The following is a 15,919-nucleotide window of genomic DNA, read 5'->3' on the forward strand; positions in this document are numbered from 1 at the left end:
GGATCGTGGGCGCAGCGGAAACGGGGCGACCATTGTAATGAAAGCGATGCGGCGGCCCGTTGCGTCCAAATGCCTCGGCCGCGGGCCCTGCCCTGCCGCACCCCGCTTGCCAGCGCCGGTGCTCTTTGATCTGATGGCGGGGTTGCGCACCGGCACAGCAAGGGTCGCCCGGCGCAGGGCTCGCAGCCGGCAGGAAGCCGGCGGCCTGGCGACCGCTCCGATGGCGACGACGGCGTGCGACACGCCACGCGCGCAAGGCGATGCGGCGCGTTCGCGGCGGATCGCATCACATCCCGGGGGACTTCTTGAGCGGCATCTTGCTAGTCGAGCGGTCGAGTACGCTCAGCCATCTGCTGCGGCGCACGCTCAATGCGGCCGGGTTGCCGCCGCGCGCCGAGCTGGCCAGCTACCTCGACGCGCACGACCACCTGCGCAAGTCCGTCGGCGCCAACCAGGCCTACTCGCTGGCCGTGATCGGTGCGCCACCCCGCTCCAGCCGCGAGTTCCTGGCCCTGCTCGACTACCTCGGACGCAACCCGACGGCGCCCTCGGCCGTGATCCTGGCGCACGAGGCCAGCGCCGAGGCCGGCAGCTGGGCGCGCACCTGCCGCAACGGGCGCCTGCTGCTCTGGTCCAACTTCGCGCGCCTGCCGGCGGTGATCGGCGAGCTGCATCCGGTCGGCGTCTCGACCGCGCCGGTCGACGTACCGGCACCGGTGCGCGACGGCCAGCTGCGTATCCTCTTCGTCGACGACTCGCACAGCGTCCGCCACGCCTACCGGCAGCTGCTCGAACGCAACGGCTTCGCGGTCGACACCGCCGGCTCGGTCGCCGAGGCGCTGGCGCGGACCGCCGCCGCGCGCCACGACCTGGCGATCGTCGACTACTTCCTGCCCGACGGCACCGGCGACGAGCTGTGCCGGCGCCTGGCTGCGCAGCCGGCGGCACCGCTGCTGGCGGTCATCACCGGCACCTACCGGGACGACATCATCCAGCGCTGCCTGGCCGCCGGCGCCGGCGAATGCCTGTTCAAGACCGAAACCAAAGACCTGTTCCTGGCGCGCGTGCGCCGGCTGGCCCGGCAGATCGAGCTGGAACGGTCCGCGGACGCCGAGCGCGAGCGGCTCGAAGGCATCCTGGGCTCGGTCGGCGACGGCGTCTTCGGCCTCGACGGCGAGGGCCGCATCGGCTTCGTCAACCCGACCGCGCTGGAGCTGCTCGGCCATGCCGACGACGGCCCGCTGCTCGGCACGCCGATCGACCGCTACGTCGGCGGCTACGGCGCGACCGCCCGCCTGCTGCGCGAGACGCTGGCGGCCGGCACGCCGGCCCGTGGCCTCGAAGCGGTCTTCCTGCGCGCCGATGGCACGCCGCTGGCGGTGGAGTACACCTTGCTGCCGCTGCACGATCCGCGGCAGCGCAACGGCGCCGCCGTGATCTTCCGCGACGCCTCCGGCCAGCACGACGTCCAGCGCCTGCACTGGGAACTGACCCACGACCACCTCACCGGCCTGCTCAACGGACGCCGCTTCAACGAGCTGCTGGCCGGGGAACTCGAACGCCTCGCCGAACAGGGCGGCTACTCGGCCCTGCTCTACATCGACATCGACCGCTTCAACCAGGTCATCGATGCCGGCGGCCAGCCGGCCGCGGACCGCATGCTGGTCGAGCTGGCCGAGGCGCTGCGCCAGCAACTCGCGGAGGGCGACCAGGCGGCCCGCCTGGAGGGCGACCGCCTGGCGGTGCTGCTGTCGCGGATCGAGCTGGACCAGCTGCACGCGCAGGCCGAGAGCTACCGGGCGCTGGTACGCCAGCGCCGCTACCAGGCCGGCGGCCATTGGCGCGCGGCGACCGCCTCGCTCGGCGTCGCGATCCTCGGGCCGGGCACGCCCTCGGTCGAGCACGCGCTGGAGCAGGCGCGGCTGGCCTGCAAGACCGCCAAGCAGCGCGGCCGCGACCAGACCGAGATCAACAGCGGCCAGCGCGACGCGCGCGTCGCGCGCGAGCTGGAGGCCGGCTGGACCGAGCGCATCCGTGCCGCGCTGGAGCACGACCGCCTGGTCCTGCTGGCCCAGGCGATCGTGCCGATCGGCGCGCTGCCCGAGGACGAGCGCGACGTCGTCGAGCGCCAGGGCTGGCGCATCAACGGCGGCAGCCACGGCGATCGCGAGTATTTCTTCGAGGTGCTCACGCGCATGGTCGGCAAGGGCGGCCAGCTGATCACGCCGAGCGTGTTCGTGCCGATGGCCGAGCGTGTCGGCCTGATGCCGCGCTTCGACCTGTGGGTGTTCCGCCACCTGCTCGGCCAGATCGTGCGGCTGCCGCTGCCGGCGGTGCCGGTGACGTTCACGGTCAATCTTTCCGGCGTCACGCTCGACGATGCCGCGACGCTGCAGGCGATCGAGGAATGCGTGGTCGCCTCGGGCGTGCCGCCGCGCCGGCTGATGATCGAGATCACCGAGACCAGCGAGCTGGTCAGCCTGCGTCTGGCGCGCCGCTTCATCGGCCGGATGCGCGCGCTGGGCTGCCGCTTCGCGCTGGACGACTTCGGCATCGGCTTCTCCTCGTTCAGCCACCTGCGCGACCTGGACGTCGACTTCGTCAAGATCGACGGCAGCTTCGTCGAGGCGATGACGACCAGCGACATGGACCGCAAGATGATCGTCTCGATCAGCCAGCTGGCCCATTCGCTGGGCCTGCAGGTCATCGGCGAGCACGTCGAGAGCTTCGGCAGCATCCAGGCCTTGCGCGCGGCCGGCGTCGACTACGCCCAGGGCCACTGGATCGGCGAGCCGCGCCTGCTGCACAAGCTGGACCTGACCGCCCTGCTGGCGCCGGGCCAGCGGCCCGCCCTCGAAGCGGCGGCCGCCGTCGACGACGTTCAGCGATAACCGGCCGCCTGCAGCTCGAACAGCTCCGCGTAGCGGCGCCCGGCCGCCAGCAGCGCCTCGTGCGTGCCGATCTCCTCGATGCGGCCGCCGTCGAGCACCAGGATGCGGTCGGCCATGCGCACCGTCGAGAACCGGTGCGAGATGATCGCCGCGGTGCGCCCGGCCGCCAGCGCCTTGAAGCGCTGGAACACCTCGAACTCCGAGCGCGCATCCAGGGCGGCCGTCGGCTCGTCGAGGATCAGCAGCTGGGCGTCGCGCATGTAGGCGCGGGCGATCGCGATCTTCTGCCACTCCCCGCCCGACAGCTCCACGCCGGTGCGGAAGCGCTTGCCTACTACCTGGTCATAGCCGTCCGGTAGCCGGCGGATCACCTCGTCGGCCAGGCTGTCGCGGGCGGCACGCTCGATCCGCGCGCGGTCGGCCCGCGCCTCGATCCGGCCCACCGCGATGTTCTCGGCCGCGGTCAGGTGGTAGCGGACGAAGTCCTGGAAGATCACGCCGACGTTCGCGCGCAGCGTGTCGAGGTCGTACTCGCGCAGGTCGTGGCCGTCGAGCAGGATGCGGCCTTCGTCCGGGTCGTAGAGCCGCGCCATCAGCTTGACCAGCGTGGTCTTGCCGGCGCCGTTCTCGCCGACCAGCGCGAGCACCTCCCCGGCCTCGAGCGTGAAGTCCAGGTGGCGCACCGCCCACCGCTCCGCGCCCGGGTAGCGGAAGCCGACGTTCTCGAAGGCCAGCCCCGCGCGGATCGGCCGCGGGAACGCGCGCGGCTGCGCCGGCGTGCGGATCTCCGGCTGGATCGTGAAGAACGAGAACAGGTCGTCCAGGTACAGCGCCTGGCCGGCCACCTGCGAGAAACCGATCAGCAGGTTCTCGAGCAGGGTGCGCAGGCGCCGGAACGCGCCGGACAGGAAGGTGAGGTCACCGATGGTGAAGTCGCCGCGGATCGTGCGCCAGACGATGATCGCGTAGGCGGCGTAGTAGGCCAGCGTGCCGATCGCGGTCAGCACCGTGCCCCAGACCGCGCGGCGTGTCGCCAGCGCGCGATTGGCCGCATAGAACGCCTCGGCCAGCTCGCGGTAGCGCGCGATCAGGAACGCGTGCAGGCCGAAGATCTTGACCTCCTTGGCGGTCTCGGCGCTGGCGCCGGTCTGCCGGATGTAGTCCAGCTCGCGCCGCTCCGGCGCCCGGGCGTAGTCGAGCGAGTAGCTCTGCGCGTTGAAATGGGCCTCGCCGATGAAGGCGGGTACCAGCGCGATCACCAGCAGCACGATCAGCCACGGCGCATAGACGATCAGGCCGGCGGCGAACGCCAGGATCGTCACGACATCCTGCGCCTGGCCGAACAGCTGCGCCATCAAGGTCACGCGGCCCATGCTCTGGCGGCGGGCGCGGTCGAGGCGGTCCTGCAGCTCGCTGTCCTCGAAATCCTCCAGGTCCAGCGTCGCCGCGTGCTCCATCAGGCGGATGCTCGAGGCGTTGGTGTAGCGCTCCGACAGCAGCGCGTCGATCAGCGAGACGGCCCGCCCGAGCAGGTCGGAAAGCACGGCCAGTCCCAGCTCGACCAGCAGCAGGGCGAACACCGGATCCAGCACGCCGCTGTGCCAGAGCGCCGCCAGGCCGTCGGCGGCGACCGGATGGCCGACCAGCGCGACCACCGCGTCGATGATCAGCTTGCCGACATACAGCGTGGCCACCGGCAGCAGCGCACGGACCAGGCGCAGTCCGAGCGTGGCCAGCGTGAAACCGCGGTGGGTCTCCCAGACCAGCCGCAGGAACGGCGGCAGGTTGCGCAGCGCACCGAATCGTTGCCGCAGCGTCTGCTTCGGCGGCGGCTCGCGCCCCTGCCAGCCCGGGCCGCTGCCGGCCCGGCCTCCCATCGCATAGTGGCGCGGCATCGCCCGCCTCGAGACGCCCCCGGGGGCCCAGGGACCGGATTCTGCTCGAAAACGCCCGCAGACGCGCCGATCCGCTGCCGTTCTCCGTCTTCGCGCTGCGCCAGGCTGCTTCGCACCCTGGCAGCCGACAATGTTCAGTTTTTGTTATGCAGCCCTCGGGCAAACTGTTAAGCGTTTGTTATTCCAACTTAGGAATATCTCTGATAGCATCGCATCAACAATGCGCTGCAAGTGTCTGTAGTTAAATAACTAGAGTACCCAGGACATGTTGTCGCCCTTCATATGGACATTCCTCGGCGCTGCCGCCCTGCTCGCCGTCCTCTCGATCCGCCGCATCCCCGTGGGGCAGGTCTATACGCTGCGCCGGCTCGGCGGTCGCACGCGCGTGCTGCCGTCGGGCATGCACGTGGTGGTGCCGCTGATCGAGCGCGTCGCCCACAAGATCAGCCTGACCGGCAGCTCGCTCGCATTCGAGGACGCCGCCGGCGACGGCCGGCGCATCAGCGGCGCGGTCTATTTCCAGGTGCTCGACCCGCAGCGTGCCGATGCCGTGATCGAACAGGTGGACGACCTGCTGCGGGCGCGCACCAGCGAGCTCCTGCACCAGCCGGCGCTGCCCGACGACCTGGCCGAACGGCGCACCTGGCTCAAGCAGACGCTCAACAGCGAGCTGCGCGAGCGCGGGCTGCTGGTGACGCGCATCGACCTGGCCGAAGCCGCCTGACGCCGGCGCGCGGCCGCCGGAAGACGGCGGCCCGTCTGGATTTTGCGGAGCGCCGCCCCGATACTGGCGCGCCCGCACCCGCTTTCCGCCATGCCTGCCCGCGAACCGCTGCGGCCTCTCCTGACCGACGGCGCAACCCGCTTCGGCCTCGATCTCGCCGACGCGACGGCCGAGCGCCTGCTCGACTACATCGATCTGCTGGTTCGCTGGAATCGCGCCTACAACCTGAGCGCCGTGCGCGACCCGGCGGCCATGGTCGTGCGCCACCTGCTCGACTCGCTGGCGATCGCCCGCTGGGTCGACGGCGCGGCCCTGGCCGACGTCGGCTCCGGCGCCGGCCTGCCGGGCATTCCACTGGCGATCCTCGCGCCGGAGCGGCCGGTGCTGCTGATCGACGCCAACGGCAAGAAGGCCCGCTTCCTGCGGGCGGCCGCGCGCGACCTCGGGCTGCGCAACGTACGCGTGGCCGAGAGCCGGGTCGAGGCGGTCGACGGCACTTTCGATTGCGTGACCGCCCGCGCCTTCGCGACGCTGGCCGAGATGCTCGACAGCGGCGGCCACCTGCTCGCTCCCGGGGGGCGGTGGCTGGCAATGAAGGGCCGTTTCCCTCAGGATGAAATAGACGCCGTTCCCGCCGGATTCCGCATCGACGCCGTCCATGCCCTGGAGGTTCCGGGCCTGGGCGCCGAGCGGCACCTGGTGGTCATCCAACGCAACGCCCAGGATCCGGCCCCGCCATGACGCGCATCATCGCCATCACCAACCAGAAGGGCGGGGTCGGCAAGACCACGACCGCCGTCAACCTCGCCGCCGCGCTGGTCGAGACGCGCCGCCGCGTGCTGCTGGTGGACATGGATCCGCAAGGCAACGCGACGATGGCGTCGGGCATCGACAAGCGCCACGCCAAGCCCAACACCTGCGACGTCCTGCTCGACGAGGTGCGCGCCGAGCAGGCGATCGTGTCGACCGAGGGCGGCTTCGACCTGCTGCCCGGCGGCCCCGACCTGACCGCCGCCGAGGTCAAGCTGATGGACGCCCTGGCCCGCGAATCGCGGCTCAAGGACCAGCTCGCCGGCCTCGGCGACCGCTACCGCACGATCCTGATCGACTGCCCGCCGAGCCTGCACCTGCTGACGCTCAATGCGCTGACCGCTGCCCATGGCGTGCTGATCCCGGTGCAGTGCGAGTACTTCGCGCTGGAGGGCCTCTCCAGCCTGCTCGACACGATCGAGGCGGTGCGGCGCCGGCTCAATCCGGACCTGGAAGTCGATGGCCTGCTGCGCACCATGTACGACGTGCGCAACAATCTCGGCAACGAGGTCTCCGCGCAGCTGACCAAGCATTTCGGCGACAAGGTGCTGCGATCGGTGATCCCGCGCAACATCCGCCTGGCCGAGGCGCCCAGCCACGGCAAGCCGATCAATCTCTACGACCGCGAGTCGCGCGGCGCTATCGCCTACCTCGGCCTGGCCGGCGAGATGCTGCGGCGCGAGCGCGGCCCCGCGCCGCCGGCACCGGCGGCCGTTCCCCACGCATAGGAGTTGGACCTGATGGCAGCCAAGAAGCGCGGACTCGGCCGCGGGCTCGATGTCCTGCTCGGCGGCGGCGAAGCCGCGGCCGCCGAGAGCGAAGGCGAACTGCGCACGCTGGCCGCCGCCAGCATCCAGCCCGGCAAGTACCAGCCGCGGCAGTCCATCGATCCGGAGCGGCTGGAGGAACTGGCCGCGTCGATCAAGGCGCAGGGGCTGATCCAGCCGGTCGTCGTGCGCGCCATCGCGCCGGACCGCTACGAGCTGATCGCCGGCGAGCGGCGCTGGCGCGCGGCGCAGAAGGCCGGCATGACCGAGGTCCCGGCCCTGGTCAAGGAAGTGCCCGACCAGGCCGTCGTCGCGATGGCGCTGATCGAGAACATCCAGCGCGAGGACCTGTCGCCGCTGGAAGAGTCCCAGGCGCTGGCCCGCCTGATCGAGGAGTTCGACCTGACCCATCAGCAGGCGGCCGATGCCGTCGGCCGGTCGCGGGCGGCCGTCTCCAACCTGCTGCGCCTGCTGGAGCTGCCGCCCGAGATCCGCACGCTGCTCGATACGCGCAAGCTCGACATGGGCCACGCCCGCGCGCTGCTGACGCTGCCGCCGAACCGCGCGATCGCGCTGGCCCGGCAGGCCGCCGAGAACGGCTGGTCGGTACGCGAGCTGGAAGAAGCCGTGCGCCGGGTGGACGAGCTGCCCACCGGCAAGGCCGCCACGCCGCGCCGCGACGCCAACATCGAATCGCTGGAGCGCGAGCTGGCCGAGAAACTCTCGACCCGGGTCGCACTGGCGCACGGCCGCGGCGGCCGCGGCCGCATCGTGATCCACTACCACAGCCTCGACGAGCTGGACGGCATCCTCGAGCGCATCCGCTGACCGGCGGCGGCCCCAGCGCCTCGCCGTCCCGGGAGCCGGCGGCATCGGCGGTACACCCGACCGGCGGCGCCTGGAGCACGACGGATCCGGGTGCACGGAGCGCCGTGCTGCGGGCCGATCGGCGATAATGGCGCCCGGGCGGCCCGGCCGCCGCATCCCTCCCGTGTGATGGACCCGGTGTCATGCGCCAACTCTCCGTCGTCGTGCCGGTGCACAACGAGCGCGACAACATCCTGCCGCTGATCGACGAGATCGTCACCGCCCTGCGCGGGCGAGCCGACTTCGAGATCGTCTACGTCGACGACCTCAGCCGCGACGACACGCTGGCCGTGCTCGCCGAAGCGCGCGCGCGCACGCCCGAGCTGCGCGTCGTGCGCCACCTGGCCCAGAGCGGCCAGAGCACGGCGATCCGCACCGGCGTCAAGGCCGCGCGCGGCGACTGGATCGCGACGCTGGACGGCGACGGGCAGAACGACCCGGCCGACATCCCCAAGCTGCTCGTACTGCGGGACGGATCGCCTGCCGACGTCAAGCTGTTCGCCGGCTGGCGCGTGCATCGGCAGGATTCGGGCTCCAAGCGCTACGCCTCCCGCATCGCCAACGCGATCCGCCGGCGCCTGCTGCGCGACGACACGCCGGACACCGGCTGCGGCATCAAGCTGTTCGAGCGGGCCGCGTTCCTGGACCTGCCCTACTTCGACCACATGCACCGCTACCTGCCGGCGCTGATGCAGCGGGCGGGCTGGCAGGTCCGCAGCGTACCGGTCAACCATCGCGCCCGCGGGGCCGGAAGCTCCAAGTACAACAACCTCAACCGGGCCCTGGTCGGGATCGCGGACCTGCGCGGCGTCGCCTGGCTGATCCGCCGCTCGCGCCGCACGGCGGTCGAGGAACTCTAGGCCCTTCGTCCAGCGCCGGACCGGTCGCGCCTGGGCGCTGAAGATGTCGTCAGGGGTGCCGCGGGCTCCGGCCGTCGGGTCCAGGCACCCGGCACCCGCCGGCGGCCTCCAGGCCCGATCCGGCGGGCGCTTTCCGGACCCGCCCGCCGTCCCGGCGGTTGCCGGACCGGCGGATTTCCGCTATAAAGCGCGGCTCGCTTCGATCCGCCTGCCTCCGCAGGCCGCCAGGCCCCGGCACACGGTCCGCCCTGTCGCCCGATCGCAGCGCTCCAGCACCGTGTGGCGCATCGTCGCCGCTGGGCCGCCGCCGTCCTGGCCAAGGACGGCACCCGAGACACGAGAGGTTCGCATGTCCAGAGTCTGCCAAGTGACCGGCAAGAGCGTTCTTACCGGCAACAACGTTTCCCACGCCAACAACAAGACCCGGCGCCGCTGGCTGCCGAATCTCCACGAGCGCCGCTTCTGGGTTGCCAGCGAGAACCGCTGGATCCGCCTGCGCGTGTCCAGCAATGGCCTGCGCACGATCGACAAGAAGGGCATCGACGCGGTTCTCAAGGAACTGCGCGCCCGCGGCGAGAAGGTCTGAGGAGTAATCGAACATGGCATCCAAGCGCGACAAGATCCGCCTGATCTCCACCGCCGGCACCGGTCATTTCTACACGACCGACAAGAACAAGAAGAACACGCCGGAAAAGATGGAAGTCAAGAAGTACGACCCGGTGGTGCGCAAGCACGTGCCGTACAAGGAAGGCAAGATCAAGTAAGTCCGGCCTTGCCGACCCGACAAAAAACCCGCCTCTCGGCGGGTTTTTTGTTGTCCGGGCCTGTCCGATGCCCGCGCGGCCGCTGCCGGCTCAATGCTCGGCCGCGATCCGGTAGCCCTTGAGCCGCGCCGCGAAATCGGCCAGCACGCGGATGCCGCTCGATTCGGCTTCGTGGCACCACTGCTTGACGCTCTCCAGCATCGCCTCGGCATTGCGGCCGTTGCGCTCGGTCAGCGCGGCGAGGCGGGCGCGGAACTCGCAGACTGTCGCCAGCAGCGGGCGCTCGCGCACGACCGCCTCGAGCCGCTCGCGCGAATGGGAATCGAGCCAGCGGCCGCCGTTGGCGAGCGCCTTGCGCAGCTTGCGCGGCATCGACTTGATGCTGGCGCCCGCATGGGCAGCTTCCTCGCGCAGGATCGGCACGATCACGCCGCTGAAGTAGTCGCTCATGACGTGGAACCGGTGCGACAGCAGCGCCTTGATCGTCTCGCCGTCGGGCAGCGGCACGTTCGCGCGCAGATCGAGCGCCGGCGCGACGCGCAGGACCTTGGCCAGGCGCAGCGTCTCGAACAGGCGGATCGCCGCCCAGCCGATGTCGAACTCGAACTTGCGCAGCGCGAACTTCGCCGAGCTGGGGAACGCGTGATGGTTGTTGTGGAGTTCCTCGCCGCCGATGATGAGCCCCCACGGCGAGAGATTGGTCGAGGTGTCGGCCGACTCGAAGTTGCGGTAGCCCCACCAGTGCCCGAGGCCGTTGACGACGCCGGCCGCCCAGAACGGGATCCAGATCATCTGCAACGCCCAGATGGCCACGCCCACCGCGCCGAACAGCGCGAAGTTGACCAGCAGCATCAGCGTCGGACCCATCGACGGCGCGCGCGCGTAGACAGCGCGCTCGATCCAGTCGTTGGGCGTGCCCATGCCGTACTTGTCCATGATCGAGGCATCGCGGCAGGCGACGCGATACAGGTCCACGCCCTCCAGCAGCACCTTGCCGATGCCGTGGACGACCGGGCTGTGCGGATCCTCGGCGGTCTCCGTCTGCGCGTGGTGCTTGCGGTGGATCGCGACCCACTGCTTGGTCACCATCGCCGTGGTCAGCCACGCCCAGAAGCGGAAGAAATGCGCGAGCAGCGGGTGGAAATCGACGCCGCGGTGGGTCTGGCTGCGATGCAGGTACAGCGTGACCGAGAAGATCGTCAACTGCGTGACGACCACGAAATAGGTGATCCAGGTGCCCCACGAGGCCTGGCTGAACAGGCCGCGCGCGGCGAAATCGAGAACGGTATCCAACATGTTGACGCCAAAAGCCCAAGGAATGCGATGGCCGACTATACGTGAGCCGGCCCCCCGGGGACCATCGACGACGCCGCAGGCGGCGTAAAGGTTTCAAAAGCTGCCGGGCGGGTCCGTCCCGCGGCCCGGCTTGCCGCGCGGGGGGCCGAACCGGAACAATGCGCGCTCCATGCCTTCTTCACCCCCTGTCCTCACGCTCGAACAGACCGGCCGCTCCTTGGCCGGCCGCGTCATCGTCGACGCACTGGACCTGACGGTCGGCAAGGGCGAGGTCGTGGGCCTGCTCGGCATCAACGGCGCCGGCAAGTCCACGACACTGCGGCTGGTGGCCGGCGTCCTGGCGCCCGATCGCGGCACCATCCGCCTCAACGGGGTCGACCTGGCCGAACAGCCGCACACCGCCCGGCGTGCGATCGGCTACCTGCCGGAGGACCCGCCTCTCTACGCGGAACTCACGGTCGCCGAGTTCCTGCGGTTCTGCGGACGGCTGCACGGCCTGGCCGGCGCGCGGCTGCGCGCGCAACTGGACCGCACGATCGAGCGTTGCGACCTCGGCGACGTCCGGCGGCGCCTGATCGGCGCACTGTCCAAGGGCTATCGGCAACGCGTGGGCATCGCCCAGGCGATCGTGCACGAACCGGACCTGATCGTACTGGACGAGCCGGCCTCCGGCCTGGACCCGGTGCAGGCACTGAAGCTGCGCGCGCTGGTGCGAAGCCTCGGCGAGCACCATGCGGTGATCCTGTCGACCCACCTGCTGCCGGACGTATCGGCCTGCTGCGACCGGGTCGCGATCCTGCATCGCGGCCGCCTGCGCTACCGCGGCCGCATCGACGCCCTCGACGCCGGCGGCCTGCTGCGCGTGACCCTGGCCCGGCCGGTGACGGCCGACGCGTGGACCGGCATGACCGGCGTCGCGGCGGCCGAGGCGATCGACGGGCTGCGCTGGCGGCTGCGCCCGCAGGCGGCGACCGATGCGGCGGCGATCGCCGCGGCGGTCGTGGGCCGCGGCTGGGGCCTGGTCGAGCTGCGCTCGGAAGGCTCCGCGCTGGAGGAAACCTTCCTGCGCATCGCCAGTACCGAAACCGAACCCGAACCCGAAGGTGCCGCCGCATGAGCACCGGATTGATCGCGACCAACGAATGGCGGCGACAGGCGGTCCAGGCGTTCGCCTGGGGCCTGGCCGCTGCCGTGCTGGCCCTGATGGCCTGGCAGTTCCTGGTGGCCCTGGGCGCCTACCTGCAGATCGCGCCCAAGCTCGGCGCGCTGCCGAACGCCCCGGGCGTGACGGACCTGGTCGCGATCCCGCTGCTGCGCAGCTTCTCGAACCTGCTGCTGCTGGTCGTGCCGCTGCTGACGATGCGCACGTTCGCGGGCGAGCGCCAGCTGCGCACGCTGCCGCTGCTGCTGGCCGCCGGCGCGGGCGACCTGCGCATCGTGCTCGGCAAGTTTCTCGGCACGCTGCCGCTGGCCTTGATCCTGATCGCGCTGGTCGCGGCGATGCCGCTCAGCCTCGCCTTCGGCACCACGCTGGACCTGGGCAAGCTGGCGGCGGCGGCCCTCGGCCTGACCTTGTTCGCCGCCGCCCTGGTCGCGATCGGGATCGCCTGCTCGGCCTGGGTCGCGCAGCCGGCGCTCGCCGCCGGCCTGGCCGTCGCGATCGGCGGCGCGCTGAGCGTGCTCGACCTCGGCGCGCGCTTCGAGGGCATCGGCAACAGCGCGATCAACTGGTTCGCGCTGCCGACCCACCTCGAGCCGTTCCTGCGCGGCATCGTCGCCAGCGTCGACATCGCCTACTTCCTGCTGATCTGCGCCGTCGCCCTGGCCCTGGCGACGCGCCGGCTGCAGCGCCTGCGGCAGGCACCGTGATGCGCGCACGGCTCGGCGACATCCTCTTCAAGGTGGCGATCGGCATCGCGGCCGTGTGCCTGGGCTTCTTGAGCACGCGGCACGGCTTCGAGTACGACCTCAGCGCCGGTGCCCGCGCCAGCCTCGGCCCGGCCACTACCGCGCTGCTCGAAACATTGGACGCGCCCGTCGAGGTGGTCTCCTACGCGCGCCGGCAGGGCGGGCTGCGGCCGGTCATCGGCGAGTTCGTCGCGCGCTACCAGCGCCTGAAGCCGGACCTGACGCTGCGCTTCGTCGATCCGGACGCCGACCCGGGCGCGATGCGCGCCGAAGGCATCCGCCTGGACGGCGAGATCGAGATCCGCTATCGCGAGCGCAGCGAGCGCCTGAAGGTGCTCAGTGAGAACGAGTTCTCCAACGCGCTGCTGCGCCTGTCGCGCAGCGGCGAGCGCATCGTCGCCTTCCTCGAAGGCGCCGGCGAGCGGCAGCCGCTGGGCCAGGCCAATGCGGACCTCGGGCAGTTCGTCCTGGCGCTGCAGGAACAAGGCATGCGTCCGGTCGGGCTGCCGCTGGCGAGCAGCGGCCAGGTGCCGCGCAACACCGACCTGCTCGTGATCGCCAATCCGCGCGTCGCGCTCCCGCCGGCGGCGGTGACCGAGCTGATCGACTATGTCGAGCGGGGCGGCAACCTGCTCTGGCTGGCCGAGCCGGACGAGCGCGGCGGCCTGGATGCGCTGGCCGAGGCGCTCTCGCTGCGCGTGCTGCCCGGCACGGTGGTCGACGGCGGCGGCGCGGCCTTCGGGCTCGACGACCCGACCTTCGTCGCGGTCAGCCAGTACCCTCCGCATGCGATCACCCAGGGCTTCGTGCTGACCACGCTGTTTCCGCAGGCCGTCGCCCTCGCGCAGGTTTCGCCGCCCCGCTGGGACATCGCCCCGCTGCTGCGCAGTTCGCTGCAGTCGTGGAACGAGACCGGCCACATCCCCCAGGCCGGCGAGGCCGCCGGCAACGTCCGCCACGACGCCGAAGCCGGCGAGATCACCGGCCCGCTGGACCTGGGCTTCGCGCTGCGGCGCAACTCGCCGGATCCCGAGCGCAGCGAGCAGCGCGTCGTCGTGATCGGCGACGGCGACTTCCTCTCCAACACCTTTCTCGGCAACGCCGGCAACCGCGAGTTCGGCGTGCGCCTGTTCAATTGGCTGGTCCACGACGACAGCCTGGTCGAAGTCCCCGATCGCAGCGCGCCCGATCGCGAGCTGACATTGTCCCAAACCACCCTGAACCTGCTCGGCTTCGCGTTCCTGGTCGGCCTCCCCGCACTGCTGGCGGCCTGCGGCGGCGTGATCGCCTGGCGCCGCCGGCGCCGCTGATGCGCCGGCGCACACGCCATCTGGTGCTGGCCGTCGCGGCGGCCGCCGCGCTCGCGGGCGCGGTCGGCCTGCAGCTCCGCCACGAGCGGACCGCGCTGCCCGGTCCGCTGACGGCCCTGGATGCCGCCGGCATCACCGAGGTGACGGTCCGCTGCCGCGGCTGCGACACACGGCGTTTCGAACGGGTCGACGGCCGCTGGTGGATGCGCGAGCCCTACGACCTGCCGGCCGACCCCGCGGCCGTCGACGGCCTGCTGGCCATCGCCGCCACGCCGGTACGCACCTGGTACCACGAAGGGGACCTGGATCTTTCGCGCCTGGGCCTGGACCCGCCGCTGATCGAGCTCCAGCTCGACGCGCACGCCATCCGGGTCGGCACCACGGACGCCATCGACAGCGATCGCTACATCGCCGTCGGCAACACCGTCGCACGCGCGCGCGACCGCTTCAGCCCACGCCTGCTCGCCGTCGCCGAAACCGAGCTGGAGCGCCACCTGGTGCCGCAGGATGGCAACCCGCTGACGGTCAGCCTCTCCGTCGCCGGCACGGTCCATGCCGGCGACGCCGGCGCCTGGGCACAGGCACAGGCGCTGCACATCGAGAAGGCGGCGGAAGGCTTCCAACCGCCTGCGTCGGCGATCGAGGCCACCCTCGTGCTGGCCGGCGGCACACCGCTGAGCTACCGGCTGCTGCGCCAGGGGAACGCCTACCTGGCGCTGCGCGACGCTCCGGCCCTGATCTACGTCCTCGACCAGGCCACCCTGGTCGCGCTGCTGCCGGAGGGTGTCGCGCTGCCGCAGTGACGCTTCCGGCGCGGACCTGCATCATCCGCGGCTGTCGCTCCTCATTTCACCGACGTCCCGATGCCCGAATTGCCCGAAGTGGAGACCGCGCGGCGCGGCCTGGCGCCGCACCTGGTCGGCCAGCGCGTCGACGCCCTGGACATCCGCCAGCCGAAGCTGCGCTGGCCGATCCCCCCTGCCCTGCGCGAAGGGCTGGTCGGCCACCGGATCGAGGCGGTACAGCGGCGGGCGAAGTACCTGCTGGTGGATACCGACGCCGGCAGCGCGCTGCTGCACCTCGGCATGTCGGGCATGTTGCGCGTCCTGCCCGCCTCCACGCCGATCGGCCCACACGACCATGTCGACTGGCAGCTCGAGTCCGGCCGCGTACTGCGCTACACCGACCCGCGCCGGTTCGGCTGCCAGCTCTGGCAGCCGCGCGGCGAGACGCACCCGCTGCTGGCCCACCTCGGTCCCGAGCCGCTGTCCGACGCGTTCGACGGCGACCTGCTCTGGCACCGGTCGCGCGGCCGCGCGGCGCCGGTCAAGCTGTTCGTGATGGACCAGGCGATCGTGGTCGGCGTCGGCAACATCTATGCGTCCGAAGCGCTGTTCGCCGCGGGCATCGACCCGCGGCAGGCGGCCGGCAGGATCGCGCGTGCGCGCTACGTCCGGCTGGCCGACGCGGTGCGGCGAATCCTTGCGCATGCGATCACGCGCGGCGGCACCACCCTGCGCGATTTCCTGAATCCCGACGGCGCTCCCGGTTACTTCGAGCAGGAACTGTTCGTCTATGGCCGCGAAGGCCAGGCCTGCCGCACCTGCGGCACGCCGATTCGCGGCGTACGGCTGGGCCAGCGCAGCACGTTCTACTGTCCCGCCTGCCAGACGCGCTGAACGCGGCGCATCAGTCAGCCATCATTCAGCTCCCGGCGTGCGATCGTATGACGGAAGACACTAGCAAGCACTGGGCGGATCAGGCAAAAATCCGCACGCTTTGTGCAAGCCGCAGCCACAGATCCCGAAACCGGGGTGGGTTTTCTGA

General features: G+C 71.2%; 15 protein-coding genes. 13 read left to right on the top strand and 2 right to left on the bottom strand.

The annotated features are described in order from the left end of the window. Positions 1-305 precede the first annotated feature (305 nt). Complete coding sequence (locus I596_RS16020; protein WP_067650237.1) at positions 306-2,891, top strand: GGDEF domain-containing response regulator; 2,586 nt, start codon at positions 306-308, stop codon at positions 2,889-2,891. Here the strand turns inward: I596_RS16020 and I596_RS16025 are convergent. Next, a complete protein-coding gene (locus I596_RS16025; RefSeq protein WP_067650239.1) occupies positions 2,882-4,768 on the bottom strand; it encodes an ABC transporter ATP-binding protein in 1,887 nt (628 codons plus the stop codon). The genes I596_RS16020 and I596_RS16025 overlap by 10 nt on opposite strands. Positions 4,769-5,051: 283 nt before the next feature. Here I596_RS16025 and I596_RS16030 point away from each other — a divergent pair, with 283 nt between their 5' ends. The 7 genes from I596_RS16030 (at position 5,052) to rpmG (ending at position 9,578) form a co-directional block, all read left to right on the top strand. Beyond that, the gene (locus tag I596_RS16030) at positions 5,052-5,510 is read left to right on the top strand and encodes an SPFH domain-containing protein (protein ID WP_067650241.1); all 459 of its coding nucleotides are present in this window, start codon (positions 5,052-5,054) and stop codon (positions 5,508-5,510) included. Between the two features lie 90 nt (positions 5,511-5,600). After that, positions 5,601-6,251, top strand: coding sequence for a 16S rRNA (guanine(527)-N(7))-methyltransferase RsmG (gene rsmG, locus I596_RS16035; RefSeq protein ID WP_067650244.1), 651 nt, complete (start codon positions 5,601-5,603; stop codon positions 6,249-6,251). Further along, complete coding sequence (locus I596_RS16040; RefSeq protein WP_067650247.1) at positions 6,248-7,048, top strand: ParA family protein; 801 nt, start codon at positions 6,248-6,250, stop codon at positions 7,046-7,048. The genes rsmG and I596_RS16040 overlap by 4 nt, the downstream gene beginning before the upstream one ends. 9 nt (positions 7,049-7,057) lie before the next feature. Continuing rightward, a complete protein-coding gene (locus I596_RS16045; protein WP_190279034.1) occupies positions 7,058-7,915 on the top strand; it encodes a ParB/RepB/Spo0J family partition protein in 858 nt (285 codons plus the stop codon). A 182-nt stretch (positions 7,916-8,097) separates the two neighbouring features. Next, positions 8,098-8,814 carry a glycosyltransferase family 2 protein gene (locus tag I596_RS16050; RefSeq protein WP_067650250.1) on the top strand — a complete coding sequence of 239 codons (717 nt, stop codon included), beginning with the start codon at positions 8,098-8,100 and terminating at the stop codon, positions 8,812-8,814. 349 nt (positions 8,815-9,163) lie between these two features. Beyond that, a complete protein-coding gene (gene rpmB, locus I596_RS16055; protein WP_067650253.1) occupies positions 9,164-9,400 on the top strand; it encodes a 50S ribosomal protein L28 in 237 nt (78 codons plus the stop codon). Positions 9,401-9,413: 13 nt separating this feature from the next. Next, positions 9,414-9,578, top strand: a complete 165-nt coding sequence (gene rpmG / locus I596_RS16060) for a 50S ribosomal protein L33 (protein WP_067650256.1) — start codon at positions 9,414-9,416, stop codon at positions 9,576-9,578. A gap of 90 nt (positions 9,579-9,668) precedes the next feature. On the opposite strand, the gene I596_RS16065 is transcribed toward rpmG, so the two are convergent. Next, positions 9,669-10,874 (bottom strand): DesA family fatty acid desaturase, encoded by a 1,206-nt coding sequence (locus I596_RS16065; RefSeq protein ID WP_067650259.1) that lies wholly within the window; start codon positions 10,872-10,874, stop codon positions 9,669-9,671. 169 nt (positions 10,875-11,043) lie between these two features. On the opposite strand from I596_RS16065, the gene I596_RS16070 reads away from it, so the two are divergent. Genes I596_RS16070 through mutM form a run of 5 tightly spaced genes read left to right on the top strand, consistent with a single transcriptional unit; the run spans position 11,044 to position 15,771 of the window. Continuing rightward, positions 11,044-11,991 carry an ABC transporter ATP-binding protein gene (locus tag I596_RS16070; RefSeq protein WP_083965658.1) on the top strand — a complete coding sequence of 316 codons (948 nt, stop codon included), beginning with the start codon at positions 11,044-11,046 and terminating at the stop codon, positions 11,989-11,991. Further along, the gene (locus I596_RS16075; protein ID WP_067650264.1) at positions 11,988-12,743 is read left to right on the top strand and encodes an ABC transporter permease; all 756 of its coding nucleotides are present in this window, start codon (positions 11,988-11,990) and stop codon (positions 12,741-12,743) included. Before I596_RS16070 ends, I596_RS16075 begins: the two co-directional genes overlap by 4 nt. Further along, positions 12,743-14,092 (top strand): GldG family protein, encoded by a 1,350-nt coding sequence (locus I596_RS16080; RefSeq protein WP_067650266.1) that lies wholly within the window; start codon positions 12,743-12,745, stop codon positions 14,090-14,092. The genes I596_RS16075 and I596_RS16080 overlap by 1 nt, the downstream gene beginning before the upstream one ends. Beyond that, positions 14,092-14,895, top strand: a complete 804-nt coding sequence (locus tag I596_RS16085) for a DUF4340 domain-containing protein (protein ID WP_067650268.1) — start codon at positions 14,092-14,094, stop codon at positions 14,893-14,895. Before I596_RS16080 ends, I596_RS16085 begins: the two co-directional genes overlap by 1 nt. Before the next feature lie 60 nt (positions 14,896-14,955). Continuing rightward, positions 14,956-15,771: a bifunctional DNA-formamidopyrimidine glycosylase/DNA-(apurinic or apyrimidinic site) lyase gene (gene mutM / locus I596_RS16090; RefSeq protein WP_067650271.1), complete on the top strand. Its 816-nt coding sequence runs from the start codon at positions 14,956-14,958 to the stop codon at positions 15,769-15,771. Positions 15,772-15,919: the final 148 nt, after the last annotated feature.

This window comes from Dokdonella koreensis DS-123, from assembly GCF_001632775.1.
Classification (GTDB): Bacteria; Pseudomonadota; Gammaproteobacteria; order Xanthomonadales; family Rhodanobacteraceae; genus Dokdonella; species Dokdonella koreensis.